Below are 23965 nucleotides of genomic sequence, written 5' to 3' on the forward strand. Positions count from 1 at the left end.
TGTATTCACGAATCAGAAGTCATCTTTTTTTGTTTTATTTCATTCGCCGCTTATACACCTTCAACGCGGAGTAGCAGAACACAACAAGGATTGCCGAACTCCATAACACCGCCGCAAGTGTTGTCTTATCGGCCGTTCCTCCGAGTAAGAGAGAACGAATGCTTTCGATGAGCGGCGTCATGGGCTGGTATTCTGCAAATGCGCGAACAACCTTAGGCATGCTGTCGGTTGGGGCAAACGCCGAGCTGACGAATAGAAGCAACATCAGAATGTAAGCAAATACCCCGGCACCTTCGAACGTTTTGGCAAGCAAGCCGAAGGTAACGGCAATCCATGTGAATGCGAGGATGCTGAGCACTAGAATGAGAATGGCTAAGGCCCAACCGAGCAAGTCTGCTTGAGGTCGAAATCCCATCAAGAAGGCAGCGATGAATATCGCAATCAACGAAATTAAGTTAAACACTAAGGATGCGATCACATGACCACCAAGAATAGAGGCCTTTGCGATGGGCATGGAGTGGAAGCGCTCGAAAACGCCTTTTGTGAGATCGTTATTGATGCGGAGCGATGAATAGGCAACACCGCTGGCAATACAGAAGAGTAGGATTCCAGGCACAATGTAATTGATATAGCTTAAATCGCCGGTGTCCATCGCGCCGCCGAAGACGTAAACGAAGAGCAGCATCATCATAATGGGCATAGCAAGGACGGTAATAATGGTATCAATGCTGCGGGTGGAGTAGCGGATAACGCGTCCGCTCATAACGGCAGTATCGCTCAGCACATGCATCAGCTTCATAGGGATCGCTCCTTTTCGCCAGTGACGAATGTCAGGAATACATCTTCCAGCGTAGGTAGTTTTTGCGCAAACTCAGCAATTTCGATTTCCGCATCCGCTGCTTTAGTTAGCAGCTTGAGCATTTGCTTCGTACTTCCGTCCGTGATGACGGAGAGCGTGAGGTTGTGCTCATCTGCTGCCGCGTTGTAATCGGCAAATAGCTCAAGTGCTTGATATAGTGAAGTTTCATTGTCGAACCGGAGTTCCAAATGTCCGCGTGGCAGCAAGTTTTTAAGCTCTGCGGGAGTTCCGTTTGCTACGATTTTGCCTTCATGTAAGATGGCGATTTGATCGGCAAGCTGGTCGGCCTCTTCTAAATATTGCGTAGTAAGGAAGACGGTGACGCCTGACTTCGCAAGACCTTTGATGATTTCCCACATGGCAATGCGGGATTGAGGGTCAAGACCGGTGGTCGGCTCATCGAGAAAAATAACCCGTGGATTACCCAGCAAACTCATGGCCAAATCCAAACGCCTGCACATGCCACCTGAATAAGTGGCGATGCGGCGATCGGCGGCACCCAGCAGGTCAAAGCGGCGCAAGAGTTCTTCGGCTTGTTTGTCAGGATTGGGTAAATGGCGTAGTTTGGCCATCATGCGAAGATTCTCGCGGCCGGACAGAATGTAGTCGACGGTGACGCTCTGACCCGTCAGGCTGATATCCTTACGTACCTGATCCGGCTGCAAGGTGACATCATAGCCATTAATCTTCGCTTGCCCGCTGTCAGGCTGAAGCAAGGTGGCAAGTGTTTTGATGATCGTGGTTTTACCGGCACCGTTGGAACCGAGCAGGGCAAAGGTTGAACCTTGCTGTACGGTGAAGTCCACGCCTCGCAGCACTTCTATATTCTTATAAGCCTTCTTGAGGCCCTTAACCTCGATGGTTAGATTGTTCGTCGGCATGCTGATCGCCTCCTATTTGCCTAGTTTTTTATGAATGGATGCATTCATTTTGGCGCGCATTTGCCCTGTCCAAGTCTGAGAAGCGACACCTTCAAGCAATCCGTCACAGAAAGCCATAACGTCATTTCCGACAAGATCCAATACGTCTCGTCCTTCAGCGGCAGCCAGCTCGAACATGTCGAGCATTTCGGGGAATAGGTTGATGACTGCGGGATCCTGTGAGGAGAAGGTCAGCATATAATGGGAGGCAATATTGTAAACCTCACGGTATTCATAGGGAAGCTTTTTTGAACGTTTGATGCATGCTCTGTATACTTTTTTCTGTTTATGTCCTTCTCGGATGGAATGAGCTATTTTCTTAAACACGGCTATCCTCCTTCAGTTGGGTAAGTCTTGACGAAATGTAACCCCATTTGTCCCAGAACAGCTGGAGCTCGCGCTGCCCGGCGTCATTCAACCGGTAAAACTTCCTTGGTGGACCGACGTCGGATGGCTTCTTCTCGATATCAACGAGTTGATTCTTCTCGAGCCGAATGAGTATCGTGTAGACCGTACCTTCGACGACATCCTCAAAGCCGAGCGTATTGAGCGATTTTACGATTTCATAGCCATAGGTTTCTTTCCGGCCGATGATTTCAAGCACGCAGCCTTCCAGAATTCCTTTCAGCATTTCCGTAAGGTTTTCCATAAGCGTCCTCCAAGCTACTTTGTATCGCTTAGTACCACTACATAGTATCACCAAGTAGTTGAGTTGTAAACAGGGGATTGAGCCAAGTCTCCGCATTTTTCTATTGTCAACATGTCTGACAACCTGATAAAATGATATCATAACTATTTCATAAGGCGAGGTGCCGATGAGCGTGAAAGTTTCCTTATTTATAACTTGTTTAAGCGATGCCTTATATCCTCCGGTCGGTGAAGCGATGGTACGGTTGTTAGCTAGATACGGTGTGACGGTGGAATTTCCAACGGTACAAACCTGCTGCGGTCAGCCTGCTTTCAACAGCGGCTACTGGAAGGAAGCGCGGGAGACGGCGGCTACGATTCTGGCTGCTTTTGAAGATTGCGATTTCGTCATTTCTCCTTCGGGCTCATGTACCGGCATGATTCATCATTATCCGAAGCTGTTCGAGAACGATCCTGTCATGCTGGAGAAAGCGATTAAGCTGCAGGAGAAATCCTATGAATTTACGCAATTTCTGGTTCAAGTGCTTGGAGTTACGGATGTCGGCGCAAGCTTCCCGCACAAAGTCACTTATCATCCTTCCTGCCACGGCAGCCGTCTGCTGGGCGTGAAGGAGGAACCGCTTATGCTGATGAAGCAGGTGCAGGGGATGGAGCTTATTCCGCTTCCTTTTGCCAATGATTGCTGCGGGTTCGGGGGTACGTTTGCGGTGAAAATGTCGGATATTTCCGGTGCGATGGTGAGCGAGAAGAGCGATCATGTACTGGAGACAGAAGCGGAAGTGCTGGTCGGCCTGGATATGGCTTGCCTCATGAACATTGCGGGCAATTTGCGTTATCGGGATAAACCAGTGCGCGTGATGCATCTGGCGGAGCTTCTCTATGAAGGAGTGAAAGGCGCATGAGCGGAGCAGGAGCGGTTGGCGGCAGCACGGTCAAAGAACGGGCGGATATCGCGCTGAACAATGATTTTCTGCGTAAAGCGGTTCGGTTTACGACAGAGCGTCTGCGTACGGGCAAGGAAAAAGCAGCCGAGGATCATGGCAACTGGGACGATTGGCGTGAGCGCGGACGGCAAATCCGTCTTCATACGATCGCGCATCTCGATTATTACTTGAATCTGTTTGTGAACAATGCGCGGGCGAACGGCGTCCATGTGCATTTTGCCGAGACGGCTGCGGATGCGGTTAAGATCTCGCTTGATATTGCGAAGCATGTGGAGGCCAAATCGGTCGTGAAGTCCAAGTCGATGGTGACCGAGGAGCTTCATCTCAACACGGCATTGGAGTCGATCGGGGTCGAGGCGATTGAGACCGATCTTGGTGAATATATCATTCAATTGGCTGGCCAAACGCCATCCCATATCATCATTCCGGCTATTCACTTGAATCGCTATCAAATTGCAGATTTGCTCTCGGCGGATGCCGGAGAAACACTTGAACCGGATACGCAGATTCTTGCCGGCTTCGTTCGTCGCAAATTGCGTGAGCGGTTCCTGGAAGCGGACATCGGCATGACAGGCTGTAACTTTGCCATAGCCGAGACTGGATCTATGGTCTTGTTCGAGAATGAGGGCAATGCACGGATGGTGACGACCGTTCCGAAGACGCAAATTACGCTGATGGGGATGGAGCGTATTATTCCTTCGTTCGCCGATTTGGAAGTCATGGCGACTTTGCTGCCGCGGTCGGCGACTGGGCAGAAGCTTACCGTGTACATGTCGGCTATTTCGGGGCCGCGCCGCGAGGTCGATGCGGATGGTCCGGATGAGATGCATATTATTATCGTGGATAACGGGCGTTCGCTGCAGCTTGGCGACCCTGAGTTCCAAGAGCTGCTGAACTGTATTCGCTGCGGTGCTTGTCTGAATGCTTGTCCGGTGTATCGCCATATTGGCGGTCATGCGTATGGCGGCACTTATAGCGGACCGATTGGTGCTGTGTTAACGCCGGCGCTGAAGAAAAATCCTGCGGAGTGGGATGATATCGCCAACGCATCGAGCTTATGCGGTGCATGTTACGAGGCATGTCCGGTGAAGATTCCGCTGCACGAAATGCTCGTGTATTTGCGCCGCCGCAAGCTGGAGAGCGGTCGAGGCGATAAGCTGGAAGCGCTCGGAATGAAGGGCTTCGCTGCGGTAATGAAGAATTCGAAGCGGTTTAAAGCGGTGCTGAAGATCGGTCAATTGGGTCAAAAGCTTGTCGTTCGTGACGGCGGTATTCGCACGAAGCTCGGTCCGTTGAAGGGCTGGAACACGTACCGCGTTGCGCCAAGCTTGCCGAAGGAATCGTTTAGGGAGAAATGGCCGACGATGGAAGCGGAAATTCGCAGCGGCTTGCAGGAGATGGACCCTGCTATGAAGAGCCGGATGGAAGCGATTGTGAAAGACCGCGGAACAGGCAAAGGAGGAGGTCATGGTCATGGCAACTAGGTCAAAGGAGCATCAAGCATGGCTCGACGGGCTTGCCGCGGATTCTCGCGCGAAGCAGGTCGGATTCATTGACGGCATCTCCGCGAAGCTGAGACGTCCGCGTGAGATTGAGCCGCCGGCGCATCCGTATCGCGGCGCGCCTGATTTCTGGCAAGAGTTTGAATGGCCGCTCGAGGAGCGCGTTACGAAGTTTATGGACAATTTCAAAGCTGTCGGGGGGCATCCCGTACGGCTTGCCGAGATGGAAGAAGCGAAGTCGTTTATTGCGGGCAAAGCGGTCGAGATGAGCGCGAAGTATGTGATCCGACAAAATCAGCCTGAACTGAACGAGCTTGGCTTGGAAGCAGCCATTCCGGATGCGACGATTTCCGTTTGGAACAGCGATCCGGAGGAATACTGGAAAGCACGCGCTGCCGAAGCGGATTTCGGTGTTGTCGTCGCTGATTATGCGGCTGCGTATACGGCCTCGATTACGGTATTGTCGTCGAAGGACAAAGGACGCTCCGTTAGTTTACTGCCAACCGTGCTCATGGCGATTATTCCGATTGAGCGGCTGCATACACGTTTAGGGCAAGTTCTGATAAACTTTGATCAGGCGGGACGTGCGAATTTACCGGCAGGCATTCATTTTATATCCGGACCTTCGCGGTCGGCAGATATCGAGAACGATCTGACGATTGGCGTACACGGGCCTGGCGTCGTCTATGCGATCATTGTTGGCTAATAGAAGGGAATTCTACCGATGGAAGTTACCCGTTTATCGAAACGCAATCATTATGAGGAGATTGCTGAACAGCTGAAGCGCTTGGTGATTGACGGCAAGCTGAAGGTCGGCGATAAACTGCCTTCGACGAAGGAGATGTCGGAGCAGTTCGGCGTTGGACGTTCGACCATGCGCGAGGCACTGAGTGCGCTGAAGGCGATGGGCTATATCGAGATTAAGCAGGGCGGCGGATGTACGGTTATTTCCAATGCTCCGGTAGAAGTCGAGCTGCCCGAGCTGCAGTCGCTGCGGATGAACCGCGAGACGCTGCTTGAGCTGCTCGAAGCGAGGCAGTCCCTGGAGGTGTCGAACGCCTCCATCGCTGCGCTGAAGGCGACGGATGCGGATTTGGCGGAGCTGCACCGGATCATGCTGGAGATGGAAGCATCGGTCGGCAATGATCTGGAGGGGGAACGCACCGATGTAGAGTTCCATGCGACGCTGGCTCATGCGACGCATAACTCCATTATGGTGCGGCTGTTCGATTCCATCGTGAGCCAACTTGAGATGGCCATCCGCGAGATTCGGCGGGTCGAGATTTACGCGAATCGCTCGGTTTCCGAGCGATTGTACCGCGAGCATCTCGCGATATACGAAGCGATCTCCAGCCGAGATGCCGATCTAGCGGGCGAACGGATGAAGCAGCACCTTGTGCATGTGGTGAGTAACCTGTTGAAGCATTTGTAGGGATTGATGCCCGCCGGGATCAGGTTTATGATCTTGGCGGGCATTTTGTTTTGCATGTGATCATGCTAGGTTGTGACCATTGCTCCTCCATTGACGTGGATAACTTCACCTGTTACGTAGCTCGAATCGTCGGATGCGAGGTAGACATAAGCAGGTGCCAGCTCGAATGGCTGGCCGGCGCGCTTCATCGGCGTATCCAGGCCGAAGGTGGACACGTAATCCGCAGGGAAGCTGGACACGGTAAGCGGCGTCCAAATCGGACCCGGCGCGACCGCATTTACACGGATCCCTTGGTGCACCAGGGAGAGGGCGAGTGAGCGTGTGAACGAAACAACGGCACCTTTTGTAGAAGAATAGTCAATGAGGAGAGGTGCCCCTTGATAAGCAGTGATAGAAGCTGTATTCACGATCGTACCGCCGGATTTCATATGTGGAAGCGCGGCTCTGGTGATATAGAACATGGGAAAAATGTTCGTTTTGTACGTGTTATAGAGCTGCTCGGTGGATATATGCATAATGCTGGTTTGAGGGAACTGTACGCCTTGGTTAAGGATTAAGACATCTATCTTGCCGTAAGTCCGCATCGTCAGATTGACGACGTCCCGGCAGTGCTGCTCCGATCTTAAATCACCGGGGATGAGCAGGCAGGTTCTGCCGAGCTGTTCGATTCTCTGTTTGGTTTCATTAGCATCTCTGTGCTCGTACAGATAGGGGATGACGACATGAGCGCCTTCTTTGGCAAAAGCAATGGCAACCGCGCGACCGATTCCGCTATCACCTCCGGTAATGATGGCAACCTTATCTTGAAGCTTGCAGCTGCCTTTATACGAAGGGGTTTCAAATATCGGCCTCGGTACCATCTCATACTCAAGCCCTGGTTGGACAGGCTGATGCTGGGGAGGAAACGCGATGGGTTCTTCTTTGCAGACTGTCCTTTTTCCATAATAGGGGTATACGGGAATCATTGGCTGTAGCTAACCTCCTGCGAATAATCAGATGGTCTACTGTATTCATGTGTGCATGAATGGGTACATGAGCGGAGTTCGAGACTAGTGACTGTGGCTGCGATGTAGTAAAATAAGGAAAATGTCTGCTCAAAAGGAGAAATACTATGTGCCGTAATATTAAGACGCTGTTCAATTTTGACCCGCCTGCTACTGAAGAAGAGGTTCATGCAGCCGCGGTGCAATTTGTCCGTAAGCTCTCGGGATTCACTGCGCCATCCAAAGCGAACGAGGCCGCCTTCCATACCGCGATTGACGAAGTCACCGCTGTTGCGCAGAAGCTGCTTAGCTCCCTGGTAACCAATGCCGAACCGCGCAATCGCCAAATCGAAATCGAACGCGCCAAAATTCGGTCGGTGAAGCGGTTTGGGACAAAGTAACGTATCATTCATTCATGCCATGGCAGCCATTGCCGACATGAGACCGAACGTGCTCACATTCGGTTGATTCAGCGTCATCACAATAACCCGATCTAGCGCGCTAAAGTTGAATCCACTATAATTAATAGTAAGTAACAAATAGTAGTCCTGAAGCACAGGCTGCTCTTCTCGGAAGTTTTCCGAGCGGGCAGCCTATTTTTATTTGTCGGAGGAGTGTGTTGTGAAGATGGAGCAAGGGTTTGAGCAGGCATATGCACGCATGATGGAGCAGGCGTTGGCGAGTGGGAGCGAGGAACGAAAACGCAGATTGGCAGAACACATGGCGATGCAGAGAAAGCACTGTTGCAGCAAGTGTGGTGGCCGGCTGTGGGGAATTTGGAATATCTGCATCCCGAGTATGAGCTGCAGGATTTGAAGGGCGGGACGCGGTTCGTAGACTATGCTTATTGCCCTCCGCTAACTTATCAGCTGCTACTGGAGGTTGACGGCTTCGGACCACACTGGAGGGACATTTCCCGTTGGAAGTTCGCAGATGATCTAAGCCGCCAAAACCATCTGCTGATCGAAGGCTGGAAACTGCTGCGTTTTGCCTATGACGAGGTCATGGAGAAACCTCGCCGCGCTCCTCATGGCGCTGGCCAAATGGGGCGGCATCGCTCGTCCAGTTAGCGAGGAGTTGAGCGTATACGAGCGAGCACTCCTGCATTTGATGCAAGAGTGCTGGGGGGAACTGACTCCGGTAACAGCAGCGAAGAAGATGGGGATTACCAGAGAATCCGCAGCAAAATACCTTCGTTCACTTGTTAGCAAAGGCCTTCTTGTCGCCAAAGTCTCTCCGACAGGTAGGATTATGCGCTATAAGCTTTCTACTTCAAACTGGAGAAGCAAGTAAGAGTTAGAGTTTATGCGATAATAGTAGCCAGTTAGTTTGAACGAGCGCATGAAGCGAACGAGGAGGTCTACCTAGTAGAAAATTTGGCGGAGTGAGCGCATGAGGCGAACGAGGAGGTCTACCTAGTAGCAAATTTGGCGGAATGAGCCCGCATGAAGCGAACGAGGAGGTCTACCTAGTAGCAAATTTGGCGGAATGAGCCGCATGAAGCGAACGAGGAGGTCTTCATAGGCGCCGACCCTCGCCGTTCCCCCCACTTTTGGCCTACGGCTCAAAATGGTTTATACTGGGGAAGGAATGCGATGAGGCGCCAGCATTCGAGGAGAGGCATGCCGATGCTTACATTTGGGAATTTTTTTACTTATTTGATGGTCGTTAATATTCCGCTTGCGATTGCGGTTATTTTCTTGGAGAGGCGTAACGTCGGCGTGACGTGGGCCTGGCTGATGGTGCTGCTCTTTCTGCCTGCGGTCGGATTCGTGGTGTACCTGGTCCTAGGGCAGAACCTGAGCAAGAAGAAGATTTATAAGCTGAACAAACGAACGAAGGAAACGATGAACGCGATGATCGAGAATCAGCGGCGGGAGTTTCGGGATAATCAGGTCGTGTTTAACGACGCCGCAGCTGCGAACTACGCGGATATGATCTATATGAATTTGACGAGCGGCTTCGCACTGTACACGCAGAATAACAAGGTTGAAATTTACACAGACGGCAATGATAAATTCGGTGCGCTGTTCGACGACATTGAGCGGGCGAGCAGTCACATTCATCTCATGTACTACATCGTGCAGAACGACAAATTAGGAAATCGCCTGCTCGATGCGTTGTCCAGCAAAGCCAAACAAGGAGTCAAGGTCCGCTTTCTTGTCGATGACATCGGCTGCTCGCTGCTCCCGCGTCATTTCTTCGATCGGCTGCGGGCGGCAGGCGGAGAGGTTGCCTTCTTCTTCCCGTCCAAAATCCCCTACCTGAACATTCGCGTCAATTACCGCAATCATCGCAAGCTCGCGATTATTGACGGACAAATCGGTTATATTGGCGGCTTCAATATTGGCGATGAATATTTAGGGCAAGACGAGCGCTATGGCGCGTGGCGGGATTCGCATCTGCGCATTACCGGTCATGCGGTGCTCCAGATGCAGGCGCATTACATGCTGGATTGGAATATGGCTTCATCGTCGCCGATTATGCGGGACGTGTTGGAGTTGTTCCCACCGACCGCCAATACCGGAAACGCGGGCATTCAGATTGTATCAAGCGGACCAGACCAGACTTTGGAGCAAATTAAGAACGCCTATATCAAAATGATCAATTCCGCGAAGGAAACGATTTATATTCAAACGCCTTATTTTATACCCGATGAGAGCTTATTAACCGCTTTGAAAATGGCCGTCTTATCCGGAATCGACGTTCGCATGATGCTGCCAAGCAAGCCGGATCACAAAATGGTGTATTGGGCGTCGTACTCGTATCTGGGGGATTTACTAAGTGAAGGTATGAAATGCTACCTCTATGAGAAGGGGTTCCTGCACGCCAAAACGATCGTAGTGGATGGTCACGTCGCCTCGGTGGGGACAGCTAATGTGGACATTCGCAGCTTTAAATTGAATTTTGAAGTCAATGCGATCTTATATGATACCGAAACTGCCTCGCAGCTAAAACGTATATTCGAAGATGACATGAAGGAAAGCGCTGAGCTGACTTATGAAGCTTATACGCAACGGTCGACGTTTCACCGGTTTAGGGAATCCTGCGTACGGCTGTTATCGCCGATCTTGTAGTGGGTAATACAGATAAGAGCAACAAGGAGTGTGAGAGAGATGATGGACAAGCAGATGGTCATGGAATGGGCCAAAATGCTGATGAGCTATAAGTTTGCACTGGATGAAATGAGCACGAAACTGACTATTCTTAATGAGGAACTGCAATTTGTTCAGCATTACAACCCAATTGAGCATGTGAAAACACGGATAAAATCGCCTGAGAGCATCGTGGAGAAACTGCAGCGCAAAGGCGTGGAAGTGTCCAAAGAAAATGCGGCCGCGCATATCCGGGATATCGCCGGCGTACGGGTGATTTGCTCGTTCACAACTGACGTATACCGCGTCTACGAGATGATTCTCAGACAAGGTGATGTAAAGGTGATCGAGGTGAAGGATTACATAAAGGATCCGAAGCCAAACGGGTATCAAAGCTTGCATATGATTATTGAAATTCCGGTTTTCCTATCCGATCGCATTGAGCATGTGAAAGTGGAAATTCAACTGCGGACCATTGCAATGGATTTCTGGGCCAGCTTGGAGCACAAGATCTATTATCAATTTCATGATGACATGCCGGAGTCCATTCGCGATCAACTGAAGGAAACGGCCGACATGATCGGAGCGCTCGACAAAAGGATGCTTGGCTTGAAGGAGGAAGTACAGCGCTTCAGTGATAATGCGCTTCAAACCACGGCATCTTCGCTCACCTTGGCGCCGCCTGCACCACCAGCGCCGAAACGAGTGCTGAAGCCTGCACCCGTGGCTGCACTTTCGCCTAAACCATCGCCTGCTGCACTCGCAACCAATGCAGCGCCGGCAGCACCTGCACAGTCATCTCCGACTCCGGCGACGATTTTGAAGTAACATGATGGAACATGAATGAAATCGCAAAGGCGCGACCTTCCAAGGTCTGCGCCTTTTTTGCATGTTGTCGTGGGCCAAGAGAGGTACCAATTACCGCACATGAGCCGAATTTGGCTGAACAGCGAGCAAGAGAAGTACCGCTTACCTTGTTTCCGCCTCCCCGAGCCAATACCCTCCAATGTCACAAAGTGTTCCGAAATCACTAATTATTATATGAAAAATGGAACAATTTTTACCTGTTCTTTCGACTTTCAATTGATTAGAATGGAGAATATGCTTTCGAGCATCAGAATAACCGTTAATTTTGAAAACGCTTCCAGAATATAGGCAGTTCACATACAGAAGGGAAGGCTGCAGCTATGTTCCGATTCCTAATCCGCAGCATGAATGACATGAAGCTGAGAACAAAGCTTATTTTATCCTGCATCGTCGTTGTTTTCGTACCCGTTATGATGGTTGGGGTCTTCCTGACAAGTGAGCTGCGGCATATGGCGCTGGAGAATGCACTTGAACAGACAGCTGCGAACGTGGAGCGGGTGAAGAAACGGACGGCCGAGGTGATCAACGTCTCGAATGATATTTCCTATCGAATGTCCAATGACAGCCGGCTTGCGGGACTCGCGAATGGTCAATATGAGACGGTCTACGACGTCGTGAAGGCTTACAAAGATTATCCGGACATTAAGGAATATATCCGTTTGTATAAAGAAATTACCAATATTCGCTTCTATATCAATAATAAGACGCTGCTCGATAATTGGGAATTCATCCAGCCGACGGGTTCGATTATCCGGACGAAATGGTATCAAACGGCAATAAACAGCAGTGGACTGATCGGGTGGAACTACATCGAGGATGAACGCGATCATCAACACTATTTGAGCCTCATTCGCAAAATCGATTTCCTTAGTCAGCATAACATTGGCGTACTCGTAATCAATGTGAACGGGCGCATGCTCGATTCGATTCTTAATCAAGAAACGTTCGAGACGATGATCGTGGCGGAGGATAATCATATCGTGTCTGCAAATCGACCGAATCGAGTAGGAAAGACGCTGGCTGAAATCTCGTTTGATCCGAACGTCATCGATAAGCAAAGCGGGAGATTCCAAGCCGTTGTGGATGGAAAATCATCTCAAATCCAAATCGAACAGCTTGTTCCGGCTTCAAGCTTGAACGGGCTTCGCGTAATCTCTGTATTCTCCATCGACAGCATCGTGAAGGACGCCAATCAAATTATCGTGCTGGCGCTGACAGTCGTTGCGCTTAGTCTCGTAGTGGCAATCGGCTTGATATACGGCTTTGCGACGTTTCTCTCGAATCGACTGCTGCGTCTCAGCAAACACATCACGAAGGTTGCGACCGGTAACCTCGATATTGCGCTCGAAATTGACGGCAAGGACGAAATTGGACAGCTATCCAGACAGTTCAATGCCATGGTGGTCAGCATTAACGAGCTCCTCATCGAAGTTCAGGAATCGAACAAGCAGAAGGTACAAATTCAGTCGAAGCAAAATGAGATCAAATTCAAAATGATGGCCAGTCAAATCAACCCGCATTTCTTATTCAATGCGCTAGAATCGATTCGGATGAAGGCACATCTGAAGGGCGAGAAGGAGATTTCGAATGTCGTCAGGCTTCTGGGCAAAATGATGCGCAAAAATCTCGAAGCCGGCAATCGAACCGTCATGCTGCGCAATGAAATCGATATGGTTCGCTGTTATTTGGACATCCAGAAATTCAGATATGAAGATCGGTTAATGTATGAGCTGCTGGTTGACCCCGCGGCGGAGCAGGCACCGATTCTTCCGCTTATCATTCAGCCTTTAGTGGAGAATGCCGTCATTCATGGCCTTGAGAACAGGGAAGAAGGCGGTATCGTTCGCGTTAAAGCCGAATTGCAGGGGGATATGATTCACGTGGAAGTCATTGACAATGGCGAAGGTATGGCGCGCGACAGGCTGGAAGAGGTGTATCAAACGTTTGGTGATCAAGAAGACGGGGAAGGCAACCGCATCGGGCTTCGAAATGTCCATATGCGTTTGAAGCTCCTATATGGCAGCGAGTATGGTCTCGATATTTGGAGCGAGCCGGGCATTGGTACCAGAGTGCAATTTACGATTCCTATTGGAGGCGAGTCTGCTTATGTATAAAGTGCTCATTACAGATGATGAACCTACGATCCGCGAAGGCTTAAGAACGCTTATTGACTGGAATGGACTTGGCTATGAAGTGGTGGATACCGCAGCAAACGGGAAGGATGCCCTTGTCAAATACGATCGGTACAAACCGGATCTGATGATCGTGGACATTCGGATGCCGGGAATGAGCGGACTTGAGCTGATCGAGCAATTGAGGAAGAACGAGCAGGCTGTTCATGTATTAATTCTGAGCGGCTACGCGGACTTCGATTATGCAAAGAAGGCGATTGCGCTGGATACGGACGGTTATCTGCTCAAGCCGGTCGACGAGGACGAGTTGGTCGATTACTTGAACAGGCTGCACGCCACGCTTACGCGAGAATCCGCGGAGAAGCTCAAGAACGAGCTAAAGGAAGTTTGGAATCGTGAGCGAGTCGTACAGTCCTATTTGACTCAGGGCACTCAAATGCCTACAGCATTACAGGCGCAAGAATTGGCGGATGCTGAACTGAATTGGGACAGCTATACCGTCGTGCTCTTGAAATTGCAAGGCAAGGAACATGAAATTGAGCATGGGCAGCTGATGAAGCTGAAGGGGCTGTTCGTTCAAGCGTTTGAGGAGAAGGGCATCGGCGTTGTGTTTACTCTAGATTCCTTTATCGGACTGCTTGTGAAGAAGGATCTGCAGGTTGAACAGAAGCGACATGCATTATACAAAGACATGACGGCACTCTTGTCCCAGGAGGATCTCGTGGTTACAGCTGCGGCAGGATCCAGCGTGAATCGATTAGAGGAAATCAGCAGTTCCTACGAGGAAGCTGCGAAGTACGTGAGTATGCGATTCTTCTATGCCGGCGGTCAGCTTATTACAGCGGAAACAGCTCCGATTGCAGTGTCTACTCCGCTTATCGACGCATCGGCCGAGGAAACCGCGATCGATTGCGCGGAAACGGCAGGGCAGCTTTATTTTGCCATAGATATCGGGAATGCGAAGGCTATAGAGGAAATGGTTTCGGAGAAGGGAAGGTGGCTGCTGGCGCGCGGCAGCTCGGAGCAAGCGATTAAGGCTGCGCTTGCTGAAATTGTTACCAGCGTAATCAGCAAGCTGTCGCAGCATGATCCTGATATGCAGACAAGAGGCGGTCAGCTGTCCGCAAGTATCCATGCGATCTTCGAACAATCGCGCTACAACGAGATGGAGCAGCATGTCATTGCTTTTCTGCAAGGATTAAAGCCGGAATCATCAACCGTAGGGACGGAAAAACAGATCAAGAAGATGCTTGATTTGATTCAGCGCAATTATGTGGAGAATTTGAAGCTGGATACGCTGGCAGCAGTATTTAATTACAACAGTGCGTATCTAGGCAAGCTGTTCAAGAATGAAACAGGCGAATATTTCAACACGTATGTGGATAAAGTTCGGGTCGAGAAAGCGAAGGAATTGCTCAGTCAAGGGATGAAGGTCTACCTCGTTGCAGAGAAGGTCGGATACTCCAACGTCGATTATTTTCATAGCAAATTCAGAAAATACGTAGGCAGCTCTCCTTCGGCATATCGGAAAATGTGAGATTTTTATATGATTTTGAGCAAAATTGTTAGGGTACTGAAAGCGCTTTATTTCATTTATCATTAGATCATACAGCAAGGAGGAATTGCTTATGAACTACCGGAAGCCGCGTTTCTGGCACACATTTATGCAACAGAAATACTTGTATCTGATGTCTCTTCCCTTTATAGCGTGGGTGTTCGTATTCAGCTATTTGCCACTCTGGGGATGGACGATGGCGTTCCAGAAATTCAAGCCGGCCAAATCGTTTTTTGAACAAAAATGGGTTGGGTTCGATTATTTCAAGGAACTGTTTCATGACGATTCGTTCTACCAGGCACTGCGCAATACGCTGGCGATGAGCGTGATGGGATTGATTGCCGGATTTGCGATCCCGATCATCTTTGCCATCTTGCTTAATGAAGTTCGCATTCAAGTGTTCAAGCGTTTCGTTCAAACGATTTCGTACTTGCCGCATTTCGTCTCTTGGGTCGTAGCAGCAGGGATCGTAACGAAAATGCTCTCCACCGATAACGGTGCAGTGAACGATCTGCTAGTCGGTCTGCACATCATCAGCGAACCGATTCAGTTCTCAGCCAAAGGCAATCTGTTCTGGGGGATCGTCACCGCCTCGGATGTATGGAAAGAAACCGGATGGAACACGATTATCTATCTGGCCGCGATTGCCGGTATTGGACCGGAGCTGTACGAGGCAGCAAGAGTGGATGGTGCGAGCAGACTGCAGCAGGTTTGGAACATTACACTGCCGGGTATTCGCTCCACGATCATCATTCTGGTCATCATCTCGATCGGTCACTTGATCAGCATCGGGTTTGAGAAACAGTTCCTGCTAGGCAACAATCTAGTCCGTGATTACTCACAAACGCTTGATTTGTATGCGCTTAACTACGGCTTAGGAATGGGCCGATACTCATTCGGTACCGCAATTAACATCTTCAACTCTGTCGTCAGTGTTATCTTGCTCTTCACGGCTAACGGCATCTTTAAGAAAATTACGAAAGAAAGCATCATTTAGGAGGCTGCCAAATGGAAACACGCTCAATATCCAGCGGTACGCCTTGGTCTGACCGCATCTTCGATATCGTTGTCTACACAGCAATCGTCATCGTTACTATCGCAACCTTATATCCGTTTCTAAACGTTCTCGCGATTTCGCTTAATGATTCTACAGACAGTGTACGCGGCGGAATTACGATCTTCCCGCGGCAATTCACACTGAAGAATTACGAAACCATATTTGCCTTCTCCGGCTTAATAACCGGACTCAAAATATCAATCCTTCGAACCGTTATCGGCACGCTGCTTGGGCTCATCAGTGCTTCCATGCTGGCGTTCACGCTTAGCCGGGTCGACTTCCAGGGACGGAAATTCGTATCCACGTTCTTGGCTCTCACGATGTACGTATCCGGCGGATTGATACCGTTCTATATCCTGATTAAGGATCTTCATATGATGGGCACCTTTGCCGTCTATGTGCTGCCCGGACTTGTTAGCGCATTCAATGTCTTCGTTATTCGATCCTTTATCGATGGGATCCCATATGCACTGCAAGAATCAGCTAAGCTTGATGGCGCTAACGATTTCACGATCTACTGGCGTGTCATTCTGCCGCTCACGAAGCCGGCACTCGCTACGATTGCCTTGTTCCTTGCGGTCGGTCAGTGGAACTCTTGGTTCGATACTTATCTGTACAACGGCTCGCAGGATCATCTGACCACGCTTCAATACGAGCTCATGAAGGTCATTCAGAGCACGACAACGAACGTCGATAATTTCCGCGGCCGCAACATGGTCGAGGTTATGGCTCAGATTTCACCGGAATCCGTTAAGATGGCCATTACGATTATCGTTACGGTTCCGATCTTGATCGTGTATCCGTTCTTGCAGAGCTATTTTGTCAAAGGGATGACGCTTGGCGCGGTAAAAAGCTAACTCGCTTCGATTCACCAGACTTTGGTATTAGCAGGTTTCCTGTTTATACAATATAATTTTTACCATAATGGGAGGGTTTGCAACATGCAAAGAAAGACAGCCAAAACAGCTTCGATTCTAATGTCGCTTACAATGCTTGCTGGATTACTTGCTGGCTGCGGTGGCAACAACAATGAGAAGAACAACGAAACGAGCAATACTGCGGTAACTACAGAAGGCAATTCGAATACGAATGCCGCAAACGCTGATGCAAACAAAGATGCTGCAGCAGAAGATACTTCTCCACTCAAGTTGTCCATGTTTGCTGAAGACCCGAATCCAAACTGGAATAACATGCAGGATGAAGTCAGTAAAGTAATTACAGAGAAAACCGGCGTAACTCTGGATGCGGAATTCGCAGTCGGCGACCCTGCACAGAAGGTAGCGCTCATCGCAACAAGCGGTGAATATCCGGATATTATCTCAGCTAAAGGCGATATCGGCAAGCTGGTAGACGCCGGCGCGGTTATTGACCTGACTGATCTGATCGATAAATACGCTCCAAACATTAAGAAAGTACTGGGCGATTACCTGGTGCGCGCTAAATATACGAATGAAGACCAAGCGATCTATGCGATCCCGACATGGGCTGCAGCGGATGAGCAGCGTTTCGTAGCAGGCGGCGGATTCGAGCTTCAACACCGTGTCGTGAAAGAAGCAGGCTACCCAGAAATCCGTACGGTACAAGACTATGAGGCAGCAATCAAATCGTACTTAGAGAAACACCCAACAGACGAGAATGGCAACAAAAACATCGGCGTATCCTTGAATGCGGATGACTGGCATATGTATATTTCCGTTACGAACCCAGCCGTAGCTACAACAGGCGGTTCTGATGATGGTGAATATTTCATTAACCAAGACACGCATGAAGCGACTTACCACTTCCGTCGTCCGGAAGAGAAAGAATACTTCCGCTGGTTGAATCACATGAACGATATCGGCTTGCTTGACAAAGAAAGCTTCGTTCAAAAATATGATCAATACAAAGCGAAGGTTGCTACAGGCCGTGTTCTTGGTCTGATCGACCAAGACTGGGATTACAACGATGGTCAGCAAGCTTTGAAAACAGCTGGCAAATTCGATCAAACGTATGGTCACTATCCGGTTACAATGTCCAAAGACATCAAAGAAGCATCGTTCTGGCCAACCGGTTTCATGGGCGGCTACGGCATCTCGATCTCCAGCACGAATCCGGATCCGGTTCGTACGATTAAATTCCTGGATTACCTGGCTTCCGACGAATTCCAAGTGCTTAACAACTGGGGTATCGAAGGCAAACACTATAATGTTGTAGATGGCAAACGCGTTGTGCCGCAAGAAGTGCAAGATCGTATCAACAACGACAACACAGCATTCACGAAAGAAACAGGTATCGGCTTCTACTGGAACATGATGGTTCACTACGGCGATGGCGCCAAAGATCCATCCGGCAACTACTACACGAAGAACTTCCCTGAGCAATTGGTTCTTGGCTACAGCGATGTAGAGAAAGAAACGCTTGCCGCTTATAAAGCAACAACTTGGAAAGACCTGTTCCCTAAAGAAGACGAGTTCAAAGTTAAAGCATACGGCGCTGCATGGAATATCTCCATTCCGGGCGAAGATGAAGTATCCATTCTTGGCACGAAAATGAGAGACATCACATGGAAACGTATCCCTGAAGCGATCCTGGCTAAACCAGCTGACTTCGATAAAGTATGGGATGCTTACATGGCTGATCTTGACAAAGCCGGCGTGAAGAAAATGGAAGAAGGCTACACGAAATACGTGAAAGACCGCGTTGAGCTCTGGAGCGCGAAGTAAGAATTAGCTAGTTAAGACAAGAAAGCCTCTTACACCAGAATGGTGTGAGAGGCTTTCTTGTCTTATTGCAGTGTTCTCGCATGCAACCGCCGACGGTATTCGCCGGGTGTCTGGCCGGTATGCTTGCGGAACATGCGGTTGAAGAAGCTGACATCGTTGAAGCCGACGTCTAAGGCGATGTTGAGCACTTTGTTGTCGGTCGTCTCAAGCAGATTCACGGCATGCCGGATTTGGACGGCGTGCTTATAGTCGAGCAGGCTGAGCCCGGTCGTTTCCTTGAACTTGGCGGTGAAGGAAGAGACGCTCATGCCGCATAATTGGCTTAGCTGCTGCAAAGTGAGCGGCTGATAGTAATGCAGCTCTACGAAGTTGACGATGGAGTCCATCCACTCTTTGTCGCTGACGGCAACGGGCTGCAGCGTTTTGCGGTTCTCGTGATGGAATCGGCTCAGCCAGACGAGACATTCAATCCACCTTGTCTTGATGATGAGCTGATAGCCTTCCCGCCGCTGACGGAATTCATCGTAGATGATTTGCAGATGGGATTGGATTTGCAGCTTCTGACTTGGTTGGAGGGAATGATAAGGGACGAAGGATTGCGTTTTGCGCAGGAAAGGAACCAGATAGAAGAAGTTGACGAATGAGGGCATCTGCTGCAGCACTTCCATCTCGCGCTGAAGAAAAGACGCTTCGAAGAGAACGTTGTACACAATCGTTTCTTTGTCCGGTGAACAGGTATAGCTGTGATAGACGTTAGGCTCCAGCACAAATACATCCCCGGCAACAAGCTGGTAGGTATGGCCGGACATTTCATGCAGCGCGCTGCCTTCCACGACGAAGACTAGCTCCACAAAGTCATGCGTATGCGATGGGATATGCTCACCCTTCTGGATCGTGTAGCGATCAATATGGAAGGGGAAATTCTCCTGATGGAAGTAATTCTCACCCCGGAATACGGTCATGGGCTCCTCCTGCTGGGGGATTTCAATGCACAGTGCTTACTTCGATAATAGTATTGGAAAAGAATATCGAGCGAAACCTTCAGCATTATAACGATAGCGCTCGCAGATGATATAGTCTCGTGGCTGCGGATCAGCAAGCAAGGCGTTCGTCTCAATAAATGCGTTAATGACATCGCCGGCACCTTCGAAATCACCGTCTTGACTGGCTGCAACGACGCAGCTCTGAGCGGGGATGGTCATGCGTGCAAACCATGCCGGTATTCCTTCAAACGTAGACACCTCTACGGATAATAGATAAACATGCGTATTCGGGACATCTTGTCCTGCAGCCTGCGGCCACATTCCATATTGTACGGAAGCATCCATAATCTGAGGCATATGTGCGGCAAGACCAAGCAAGCTTTCTTTGGCATGACGGTACTTGCTCCCCATGTCTTGGAGGCCAATGCAAGGGATGCCGATCAATTTCATTTCCGCATGCTGGGCAAGTTGAGCCCTCTTCTCCGGCAATACTGAACTATTCAGCTGTCTCATCCAATCACCTCTAAGGAAGATTCATACATTTTTATGATAAGGGAACGTTCGTTCTTAGTCAATGGAACATAATTAAAAGGGACAGTGCAGCGAATCGTGCCCTGTCCCTTGATTTCGATTATACAAACACTTCCAGCAATAAATCAATTGCGCGATCCGCATCAACGTTAATGCAAACGTCAACCGGTGAACCGACGACAGGCTTTCTCCTCAGATCAGCAACGGTCATCCCCAGGCTAAGCTCACCTTTACACTCTACCGACAGATGCATTTGCTGCGTCTGCACGATGCCGGGCTCCAGTGCAACCATCACGGCTAGAGGGTCATGCATAGGCGCACATTGCTGCAGGGCATCCGACTGGCGGTAGAAATTGAAGTAATAGGACATAGAGCGATTCAGGAAGCTGACAATCTCACGATTCTCCGGCTTGCAGGTTTGCTCCAGCAAATCCAGATGAGATTGACGAAGCCGCGTTTGATAGGTGACGTCCAAACCGACCATCGTAATCTTCAAGCCGGATTGGAAGACGAAATCAGCCGCTTCCGGATCGCCCCAAATATTAGCTTCGGAGGTCGGTGTTACATTGCCGGGAACGTGAACAGCTCCGCCCATCACATAGAGATGCTTAACCTTCGAAGGAAGCTCAGGATCTTTCTTCAGCGCATGTGCGATGTTCGTAAGTCTGCCAAGTGCAACGATAACGAGTTCATTCTCCAGCTCATCCGCCGTGCGAACGATGAAATCAGCAGCCGGTTCGGAGATAGGACGCTGCGTTGAAGCAGGAATCTCTACATCGCCGATACCGTTTATGCCATGCACATGGGTAGGGAATACTTCCACCGTGCGAGTAAGTGGCTGTGAAGAACCTTGGCTGACCGGAATTTCGTTCTCGACTCCGGCTAGCTTCAGAATTCTCAGTGTGTTCTCGGTTGCTTGGTCGACAGGAATATTGCCAAAAGTGGTTGTAATCCCTACGATATCTGCCTTGCCTGACTTGATGCCATATAAGATGGCCAGCGCGTCGTCGATTCCCGTATCGGCATCGATGATCATTTTCAGTTGTTTCATTATGTAACTCCTTATTATCCAGTTGTTAAATGATGCTACAGTCCAGTATACCCTGACCGGAGCCGGAGCACCAATATTAGGATGAAAAGTGTTGAACAAATACGCAATGAAAATTAAACTTAGAAGTATTCATTCCTTACCATGTAAGGGCAAAGGAGCAGACCTAAGATGCCGAATGATCGCACGAACGTAAAACCTGAAATTGCAGCTTATCTCGATAGGATCGGTTACCAAGGTCCGCTTGACGGCAGTGCAGCAGCGCTGTCCGACCTGCAAGAATGTCATCTGCATGCGGTGCCTTATGAGAATTTGGATATTATGAACGGCATCCCATTGTCTCTGCAAATCGATTCCCTCATGGACAAAATCATCCACCGTCGCCGCGGCGGATACTGCTTCGAGCTGAATGCGCTGTTTGGCTGGCTGCTGCGGGAGCTGGGGTATCCGGTTACGGATTTTGTGGCCCGCTTCTGGCGTGATGTCGACACATTACCGCCCAAACGGCGTCACCATGTGCTGAAGGTGGAGGCTGAAGGTCGTACATATTTAGTCGATGTTGGGGTTGGCGGAATCGTGCCGAGGCGGCCGATTGAGCTGGTTGAGAAGCTGGAGCAGACACAAGGTGACGAAGTCTACCGGATGGAGCAGGGCGGCGAGTTTGGTTGGTTTCTGTGTGAGTTGAAGCGAGGGGAATGGAGCCGGATTTATTCCTTTACCGAAGAGCCGCAGCTAGCGGGCGATTATGAGTTTGCGACGTTCTGGTGCGAGAATGCGCCGGATTCGGTGTTCAGAAAAGCGCCGATCCTCGCGATTCGAACGAAGGAAGGGCGCAATACGGTATCCGGAGAAGAGTTCCGTATTTTCGCAGGCGATGGTGCACCTGTTGTATTTCATGCAGGGACGAAGAGCGAGTTTGATGCAGCGCTGGAGAAATATTTTGGCATCAAGCTCTAGGCTTTCACTTTCCTCATTGCCAGCAGCATGCGGAAGCTAAGCACCGCGAATATCGTAATACCTCCGTAGAGCAAGAAGGCAAGCCCATAATGATGGACGTAATATTTGACATGCAGCCAGCGATCGCCAAGCAGGAAGCCGATATAAATAAAGAGCACGCTCCAAGACAGCGCACCTGTATAAGCATAGAGCATAAACGTGCTGAATTTCAGTCTCGACATCCCCGCCATATAAGCCGTAATGTGGCGAAGGCCCGGAACGAAGAAGCCCACAATAAGCAGCAGATTGCCGTATTTATTCATCCATCCTTGCGCACGTTCAATCCTAGCGGCCGAGATGTGAATTTTGGGACCGTATTTGAGCAGGAAAGGGAGACCGAATCGGATGCCGATCAAGTAGCTTAAGGTAATGCCTAAAGCCGAGCCGAGAAAGGCACATAACACGACAAGCAGCGGATGCAGGGTTCCGTTGCCGGCGAGATAGCCGGAATAGGTGAGCAGCACCTCGTCCGGGACAGGTACACCGACTATGCCAAGTGCGAGTGCGAACGTTAAACCTATATAACCATAGCGGAAAATGAGCAATTCTAATAGATATTCCAAGCGGTGCAGCCTACTTTCTTATGCGGGTTCAAGTCTGTTTCGACTCGCTTGAGTACGCTTTTGTTATATGAAAATGAAGTTGTTTTATATTTCTTCCCTTCTCATTATGGACTATACTAGGGTCGAATCCAATTTATTGAAAAAGGTGGCCATTACATTGACACGTAAATTGCGTTGGGGCGTTATCGGCTGCGCCGGAATCGCCGTACATTCCGTTATTCCGGGCACGAAACAATCCGAAACCGGCGAAGTGACAGCGATTGCAAGCCGCGATTTGGCAAAGGCGGAAGAAACCGCAGCGAAGCTCGGCATCGCCAAAGCCTATGGAAGCTATGAAGAAATTTTGAATGATGCGGATATCGATGCTATCTATATTCCACTACCGAATCATTTGCATATGGAATGGTCCATCCGTGCGATGGAAGCAGGGAAGCATGTCCTATGTGAGAAGCCAATCGCGCTTAATGCGGAAGAGGCTGCTCGCATGGCTGATGCCGCTGCGAAGAACGGTGTTCATCTGGCTGAAGCGTTCATGTACCGCCAGCACCCGCGTTATGAAGAGATTCAAGCGATTATCGCTTCCGGCGAAATCGGTGAGCTTCGCGGAATTCACGGTACGTTTACGTTCAATAACGCCGGCGATTCCAAGAACGTGCGTTACCGCAGAGATTGGGGCGGCGGTTCGATCTATGATGTAGGCTGCTATCCGATCAGCGCAGCAAGATTGCTGCTCGGTGCTGAGCCTGAGGCGGCAACCGTCCATGCTTTAATTTCCCCGGAACACGACAATGTCGATATGATGGCATCGGGTATTCTGGAATTCCCGAACAGCGTAGCTCTGACATTCGATTGCGGCATGTGGGCGGCTTTCCGCAACACGCTTGAAATCATCGGAACGAACGGACGTATCGAAGTGCCTGAAGCTTTTATCGGCAATCCTACTTTCTATGTACATTCGAAGGATGGCAAGCGTGAAGTGACGCAGCCGACACTGAATCAATATGCGCTGCAAGCAGATGAGTTTGCTCGCGTAGTATGGGGCGAGAAAGAAGCTTCCTTCACACCTGCGGATGCAGTGGCCAATATGAAAGTTATCGATGCTTGTTTGAAATCAGCTTACTCGCGTACTCGGGTTAGCATCTAATCGA

Annotated in this window: 24 protein-coding genes; 15 read left to right on the forward strand and 9 right to left on the reverse strand. The window is 49.9% G+C overall.

Annotation, left to right across the window (positions count from 1 at the left end; all coding sequences use genetic code 11):
* Nucleotides 1–34: 34 nt before the first annotated feature.
* The 4 genes from AC0YN4_RS12065 to AC0YN4_RS12080 are packed head-to-tail and all read right to left on the reverse strand — an operon-like array spanning nt 35 to nt 2428.
* Entirely contained in the window at nt 35–799 is a 765-nt protein-coding gene (locus AC0YN4_RS12065) for an ABC transporter permease (RefSeq protein ID WP_475835884.1), read from the reverse strand.
* Nucleotides 796–1740, reverse strand: a complete 945-nt coding sequence (locus AC0YN4_RS12070; protein ID WP_475835885.1) for an ATP-binding cassette domain-containing protein — start codon at nt 1738–1740, stop codon at nt 796–798. The genes AC0YN4_RS12065 and AC0YN4_RS12070 overlap by 4 nt, the downstream gene beginning before the upstream one ends.
* A gap of 12 nt (nt 1741–1752) precedes the next feature.
* Nucleotides 1753–2106 carry a DUF1048 domain-containing protein gene (locus tag AC0YN4_RS12075; RefSeq protein ID WP_475781712.1) on the reverse strand — a complete coding sequence of 118 codons (354 nt, stop codon included), beginning with the start codon at nt 2104–2106 and terminating at the stop codon, nt 1753–1755.
* On the reverse strand, nt 2099–2428 hold the full coding sequence (locus AC0YN4_RS12080; protein WP_475835886.1) for a PadR family transcriptional regulator: 330 nt from the start codon (nt 2426–2428) through the stop codon (nt 2099–2101). The genes AC0YN4_RS12075 and AC0YN4_RS12080 overlap by 8 nt, the downstream gene beginning before the upstream one ends.
* A gap of 172 nt (nt 2429–2600) precedes the next feature.
* Between AC0YN4_RS12080 and AC0YN4_RS12085 the strand changes: the two genes are divergently transcribed.
* The 4 genes from AC0YN4_RS12085 to AC0YN4_RS12100 are packed head-to-tail and all read left to right on the forward strand — an operon-like array spanning nt 2601 to nt 6305.
* Complete coding sequence (locus tag AC0YN4_RS12085; protein ID WP_475781886.1) at nt 2601–3329, forward strand: (Fe-S)-binding protein; 729 nt, start codon at nt 2601–2603, stop codon at nt 3327–3329.
* Nucleotides 3326–4855 (forward strand): LutB/LldF family L-lactate oxidation iron-sulfur protein, encoded by a 1530-nt coding sequence (locus AC0YN4_RS12090; RefSeq protein WP_475835887.1) that lies wholly within the window; start codon nt 3326–3328, stop codon nt 4853–4855. Before AC0YN4_RS12085 ends, AC0YN4_RS12090 begins: the two co-directional genes overlap by 4 nt.
* On the forward strand, nt 4845–5579 hold the full coding sequence (locus AC0YN4_RS12095; protein ID WP_475835888.1) for a LutC/YkgG family protein: 735 nt from the start codon (nt 4845–4847) through the stop codon (nt 5577–5579). Before AC0YN4_RS12090 ends, AC0YN4_RS12095 begins: the two co-directional genes overlap by 11 nt.
* A gap of 18 nt (nt 5580–5597) precedes the next feature.
* Nucleotides 5598–6305, forward strand: coding sequence for a FadR/GntR family transcriptional regulator (locus tag AC0YN4_RS12100; RefSeq protein ID WP_475781716.1), 708 nt, complete (start codon nt 5598–5600; stop codon nt 6303–6305).
* Nucleotides 6306–6370: 65 nt separating this feature from the next.
* Here the strand turns inward: AC0YN4_RS12100 and AC0YN4_RS12105 are convergent, their stop codons facing one another.
* Nucleotides 6371–7270 (reverse strand): SDR family oxidoreductase, encoded by a 900-nt coding sequence (locus tag AC0YN4_RS12105; RefSeq protein ID WP_475781717.1) that lies wholly within the window; start codon nt 7268–7270, stop codon nt 6371–6373.
* Between the two features lie 146 nt (nt 7271–7416).
* Here AC0YN4_RS12105 and AC0YN4_RS12110 point away from each other — a divergent pair, with 146 nt between their 5' ends.
* The 9 genes from AC0YN4_RS12110 (at nt 7417) to AC0YN4_RS12150 (ending at nt 18696) form a co-directional block, all read left to right on the forward strand.
* On the forward strand, nt 7417–7689 hold the full coding sequence (locus tag AC0YN4_RS12110) for a DUF2277 domain-containing protein (RefSeq protein ID WP_475781718.1): 273 nt from the start codon (nt 7417–7419) through the stop codon (nt 7687–7689).
* A 342-nt stretch (nt 7690–8031) separates the two neighbouring features.
* Nucleotides 8032–8358: a hypothetical protein gene (locus tag AC0YN4_RS12115; RefSeq protein WP_475835889.1), complete on the forward strand. Its 327-nt coding sequence runs from the start codon at nt 8032–8034 to the stop codon at nt 8356–8358.
* A 558-nt stretch (nt 8359–8916) separates the two neighbouring features.
* On the forward strand, nt 8917–10365 hold the full coding sequence (cls, locus tag AC0YN4_RS12120) for a cardiolipin synthase (RefSeq protein ID WP_475835890.1): 1449 nt from the start codon (nt 8917–8919) through the stop codon (nt 10363–10365).
* A 39-nt stretch (nt 10366–10404) separates the two neighbouring features.
* A complete protein-coding gene (locus AC0YN4_RS12125) occupies nt 10405–11211 on the forward strand; it encodes a GTP pyrophosphokinase (RefSeq protein ID WP_475835891.1) in 807 nt (268 codons plus the stop codon).
* Between the two features lie 392 nt (nt 11212–11603).
* On the forward strand, nt 11604–13364 hold the full coding sequence (locus AC0YN4_RS12130) for a cache domain-containing sensor histidine kinase (RefSeq protein ID WP_475835892.1): 1761 nt from the start codon (nt 11604–11606) through the stop codon (nt 13362–13364).
* Nucleotides 13357–14919 carry a response regulator gene (locus tag AC0YN4_RS12135; protein ID WP_475781723.1) on the forward strand — a complete coding sequence of 521 codons (1563 nt, stop codon included), beginning with the start codon at nt 13357–13359 and terminating at the stop codon, nt 14917–14919. The genes AC0YN4_RS12130 and AC0YN4_RS12135 overlap by 8 nt, the downstream gene beginning before the upstream one ends.
* 91 nt (nt 14920–15010) lie before the next feature.
* Nucleotides 15011–15934, forward strand: coding sequence for an ABC transporter permease (locus AC0YN4_RS12140; protein WP_475781724.1), 924 nt, complete (start codon nt 15011–15013; stop codon nt 15932–15934).
* Between the two features lie 11 nt (nt 15935–15945).
* Complete coding sequence (locus AC0YN4_RS12145) at nt 15946–16851, forward strand: carbohydrate ABC transporter permease (RefSeq protein WP_475781725.1); 906 nt, start codon at nt 15946–15948, stop codon at nt 16849–16851.
* 84 nt (nt 16852–16935) lie between these two features.
* Nucleotides 16936–18696, forward strand: coding sequence for an ABC transporter substrate-binding protein (locus AC0YN4_RS12150; protein WP_475781726.1), 1761 nt, complete (start codon nt 16936–16938; stop codon nt 18694–18696).
* Nucleotides 18697–18758: 62 nt separating this feature from the next.
* Here the strand turns inward: AC0YN4_RS12150 and AC0YN4_RS12155 are convergent, their stop codons facing one another.
* From AC0YN4_RS12155 to AC0YN4_RS12165, 3 genes are all read right to left on the reverse strand, one after another.
* A complete protein-coding gene (locus AC0YN4_RS12155; protein ID WP_475781727.1) occupies nt 18759–19658 on the reverse strand; it encodes a helix-turn-helix domain-containing protein in 900 nt (299 codons plus the stop codon).
* 36 nt (nt 19659–19694) lie between these two features.
* Nucleotides 19695–20192 (reverse strand): AraC family transcriptional regulator, encoded by a 498-nt coding sequence (locus AC0YN4_RS12160; protein WP_475781728.1) that lies wholly within the window; start codon nt 20190–20192, stop codon nt 19695–19697.
* A 118-nt stretch (nt 20193–20310) separates the two neighbouring features.
* Entirely contained in the window at nt 20311–21261 is a 951-nt protein-coding gene (locus AC0YN4_RS12165) for a nucleoside hydrolase (protein ID WP_475835893.1), read from the reverse strand.
* A gap of 168 nt (nt 21262–21429) precedes the next feature.
* Here AC0YN4_RS12165 and AC0YN4_RS12170 point away from each other — a divergent pair, with 168 nt between their 5' ends.
* Nucleotides 21430–22215: an arylamine N-acetyltransferase family protein gene (locus tag AC0YN4_RS12170; protein WP_475835894.1), complete on the forward strand. Its 786-nt coding sequence runs from the start codon at nt 21430–21432 to the stop codon at nt 22213–22215.
* Here AC0YN4_RS12170 and AC0YN4_RS12175 read toward each other — a convergent pair.
* Nucleotides 22212–22817, reverse strand: coding sequence for a DedA family protein (locus AC0YN4_RS12175; RefSeq protein ID WP_475781731.1), 606 nt, complete (start codon nt 22815–22817; stop codon nt 22212–22214). The two genes, AC0YN4_RS12170 and AC0YN4_RS12175, sit on opposite strands and share 4 nt — an antisense overlap.
* Nucleotides 22818–22974: 157 nt before the next feature.
* Here AC0YN4_RS12175 and AC0YN4_RS12180 point away from each other — a divergent pair, with 157 nt between their 5' ends.
* On the forward strand, nt 22975–23961 hold the full coding sequence (locus AC0YN4_RS12180; RefSeq protein ID WP_475781732.1) for a Gfo/Idh/MocA family protein: 987 nt from the start codon (nt 22975–22977) through the stop codon (nt 23959–23961).
* Nucleotides 23962–23965: the final 4 nt, after the last annotated feature.

The sequence above is a fragment of the Paenibacillus sp. J22R3 genome (assembly GCF_056269305.1).

Bases quoted from the DNA above. Each gene is read 5' to 3' on its own strand.
- cls (WP_475835890.1), top strand. From the start codon at position 8,917: ATGCTTACATTTGGGAATTTTTTTACTTATTTGATGGTCGTTAATATT.
- AC0YN4_RS12070 (WP_475835885.1), bottom strand. From the start codon at position 1,740: ATGCCGACGAACAATCTAACCATCGAGGTTAAGGGCCTCAAGAAGGCT.
- AC0YN4_RS12090 (WP_475835887.1), top strand. From the start codon at position 3,326: ATGAGCGGAGCAGGAGCGGTTGGCGGCAGCACGGTCAAAGAACGGGCG.
- AC0YN4_RS12125 (WP_475835891.1), top strand. From the start codon at position 10,405: ATGATGGACAAGCAGATGGTCATGGAATGGGCCAAAATGCTGATGAGC.
- AC0YN4_RS12165 (WP_475835893.1), bottom strand. From the start codon at position 21,261: ATGAAACAACTGAAAATGATCATCGATGCCGATACGGGAATCGACGAC.
- AC0YN4_RS12095 (WP_475835888.1), top strand. From the start codon at position 4,845: ATGGCAACTAGGTCAAAGGAGCATCAAGCATGGCTCGACGGGCTTGCC.
- AC0YN4_RS12110 (WP_475781718.1), top strand. From the start codon at position 7,417: ATGTGCCGTAATATTAAGACGCTGTTCAATTTTGACCCGCCTGCTACT.
- AC0YN4_RS12100 (WP_475781716.1), top strand. From the start codon at position 5,598: ATGGAAGTTACCCGTTTATCGAAACGCAATCATTATGAGGAGATTGCT.
- AC0YN4_RS12145 (WP_475781725.1), top strand. From the start codon at position 15,946: ATGGAAACACGCTCAATATCCAGCGGTACGCCTTGGTCTGACCGCATC.
- AC0YN4_RS12130 (WP_475835892.1), top strand. From the start codon at position 11,604: ATGAAGCTGAGAACAAAGCTTATTTTATCCTGCATCGTCGTTGTTTTC.
- AC0YN4_RS12080 (WP_475835886.1), bottom strand. From the start codon at position 2,428: ATGGAAAACCTTACGGAAATGCTGAAAGGAATTCTGGAAGGCTGCGTG.
- AC0YN4_RS12170 (WP_475835894.1), top strand. From the start codon at position 21,430: ATGCCGAATGATCGCACGAACGTAAAACCTGAAATTGCAGCTTATCTC.
- AC0YN4_RS12155 (WP_475781727.1), bottom strand. From the start codon at position 19,658: ATGACCGTATTCCGGGGTGAGAATTACTTCCATCAGGAGAATTTCCCC.
- AC0YN4_RS12150 (WP_475781726.1), top strand. From the start codon at position 16,936: ATGCAAAGAAAGACAGCCAAAACAGCTTCGATTCTAATGTCGCTTACA.
- AC0YN4_RS12135 (WP_475781723.1), top strand. From the start codon at position 13,357: ATGTATAAAGTGCTCATTACAGATGATGAACCTACGATCCGCGAAGGC.
- AC0YN4_RS12160 (WP_475781728.1), bottom strand. From the start codon at position 20,192: ATGAGACAGCTGAATAGTTCAGTATTGCCGGAGAAGAGGGCTCAACTT.
- AC0YN4_RS12065 (WP_475835884.1), bottom strand. From the start codon at position 799: ATGAAGCTGATGCATGTGCTGAGCGATACTGCCGTTATGAGCGGACGC.
- AC0YN4_RS12140 (WP_475781724.1), top strand. From the start codon at position 15,011: ATGAACTACCGGAAGCCGCGTTTCTGGCACACATTTATGCAACAGAAA.
- AC0YN4_RS12105 (WP_475781717.1), bottom strand. From the start codon at position 7,270: ATGATTCCCGTATACCCCTATTATGGAAAAAGGACAGTCTGCAAAGAA.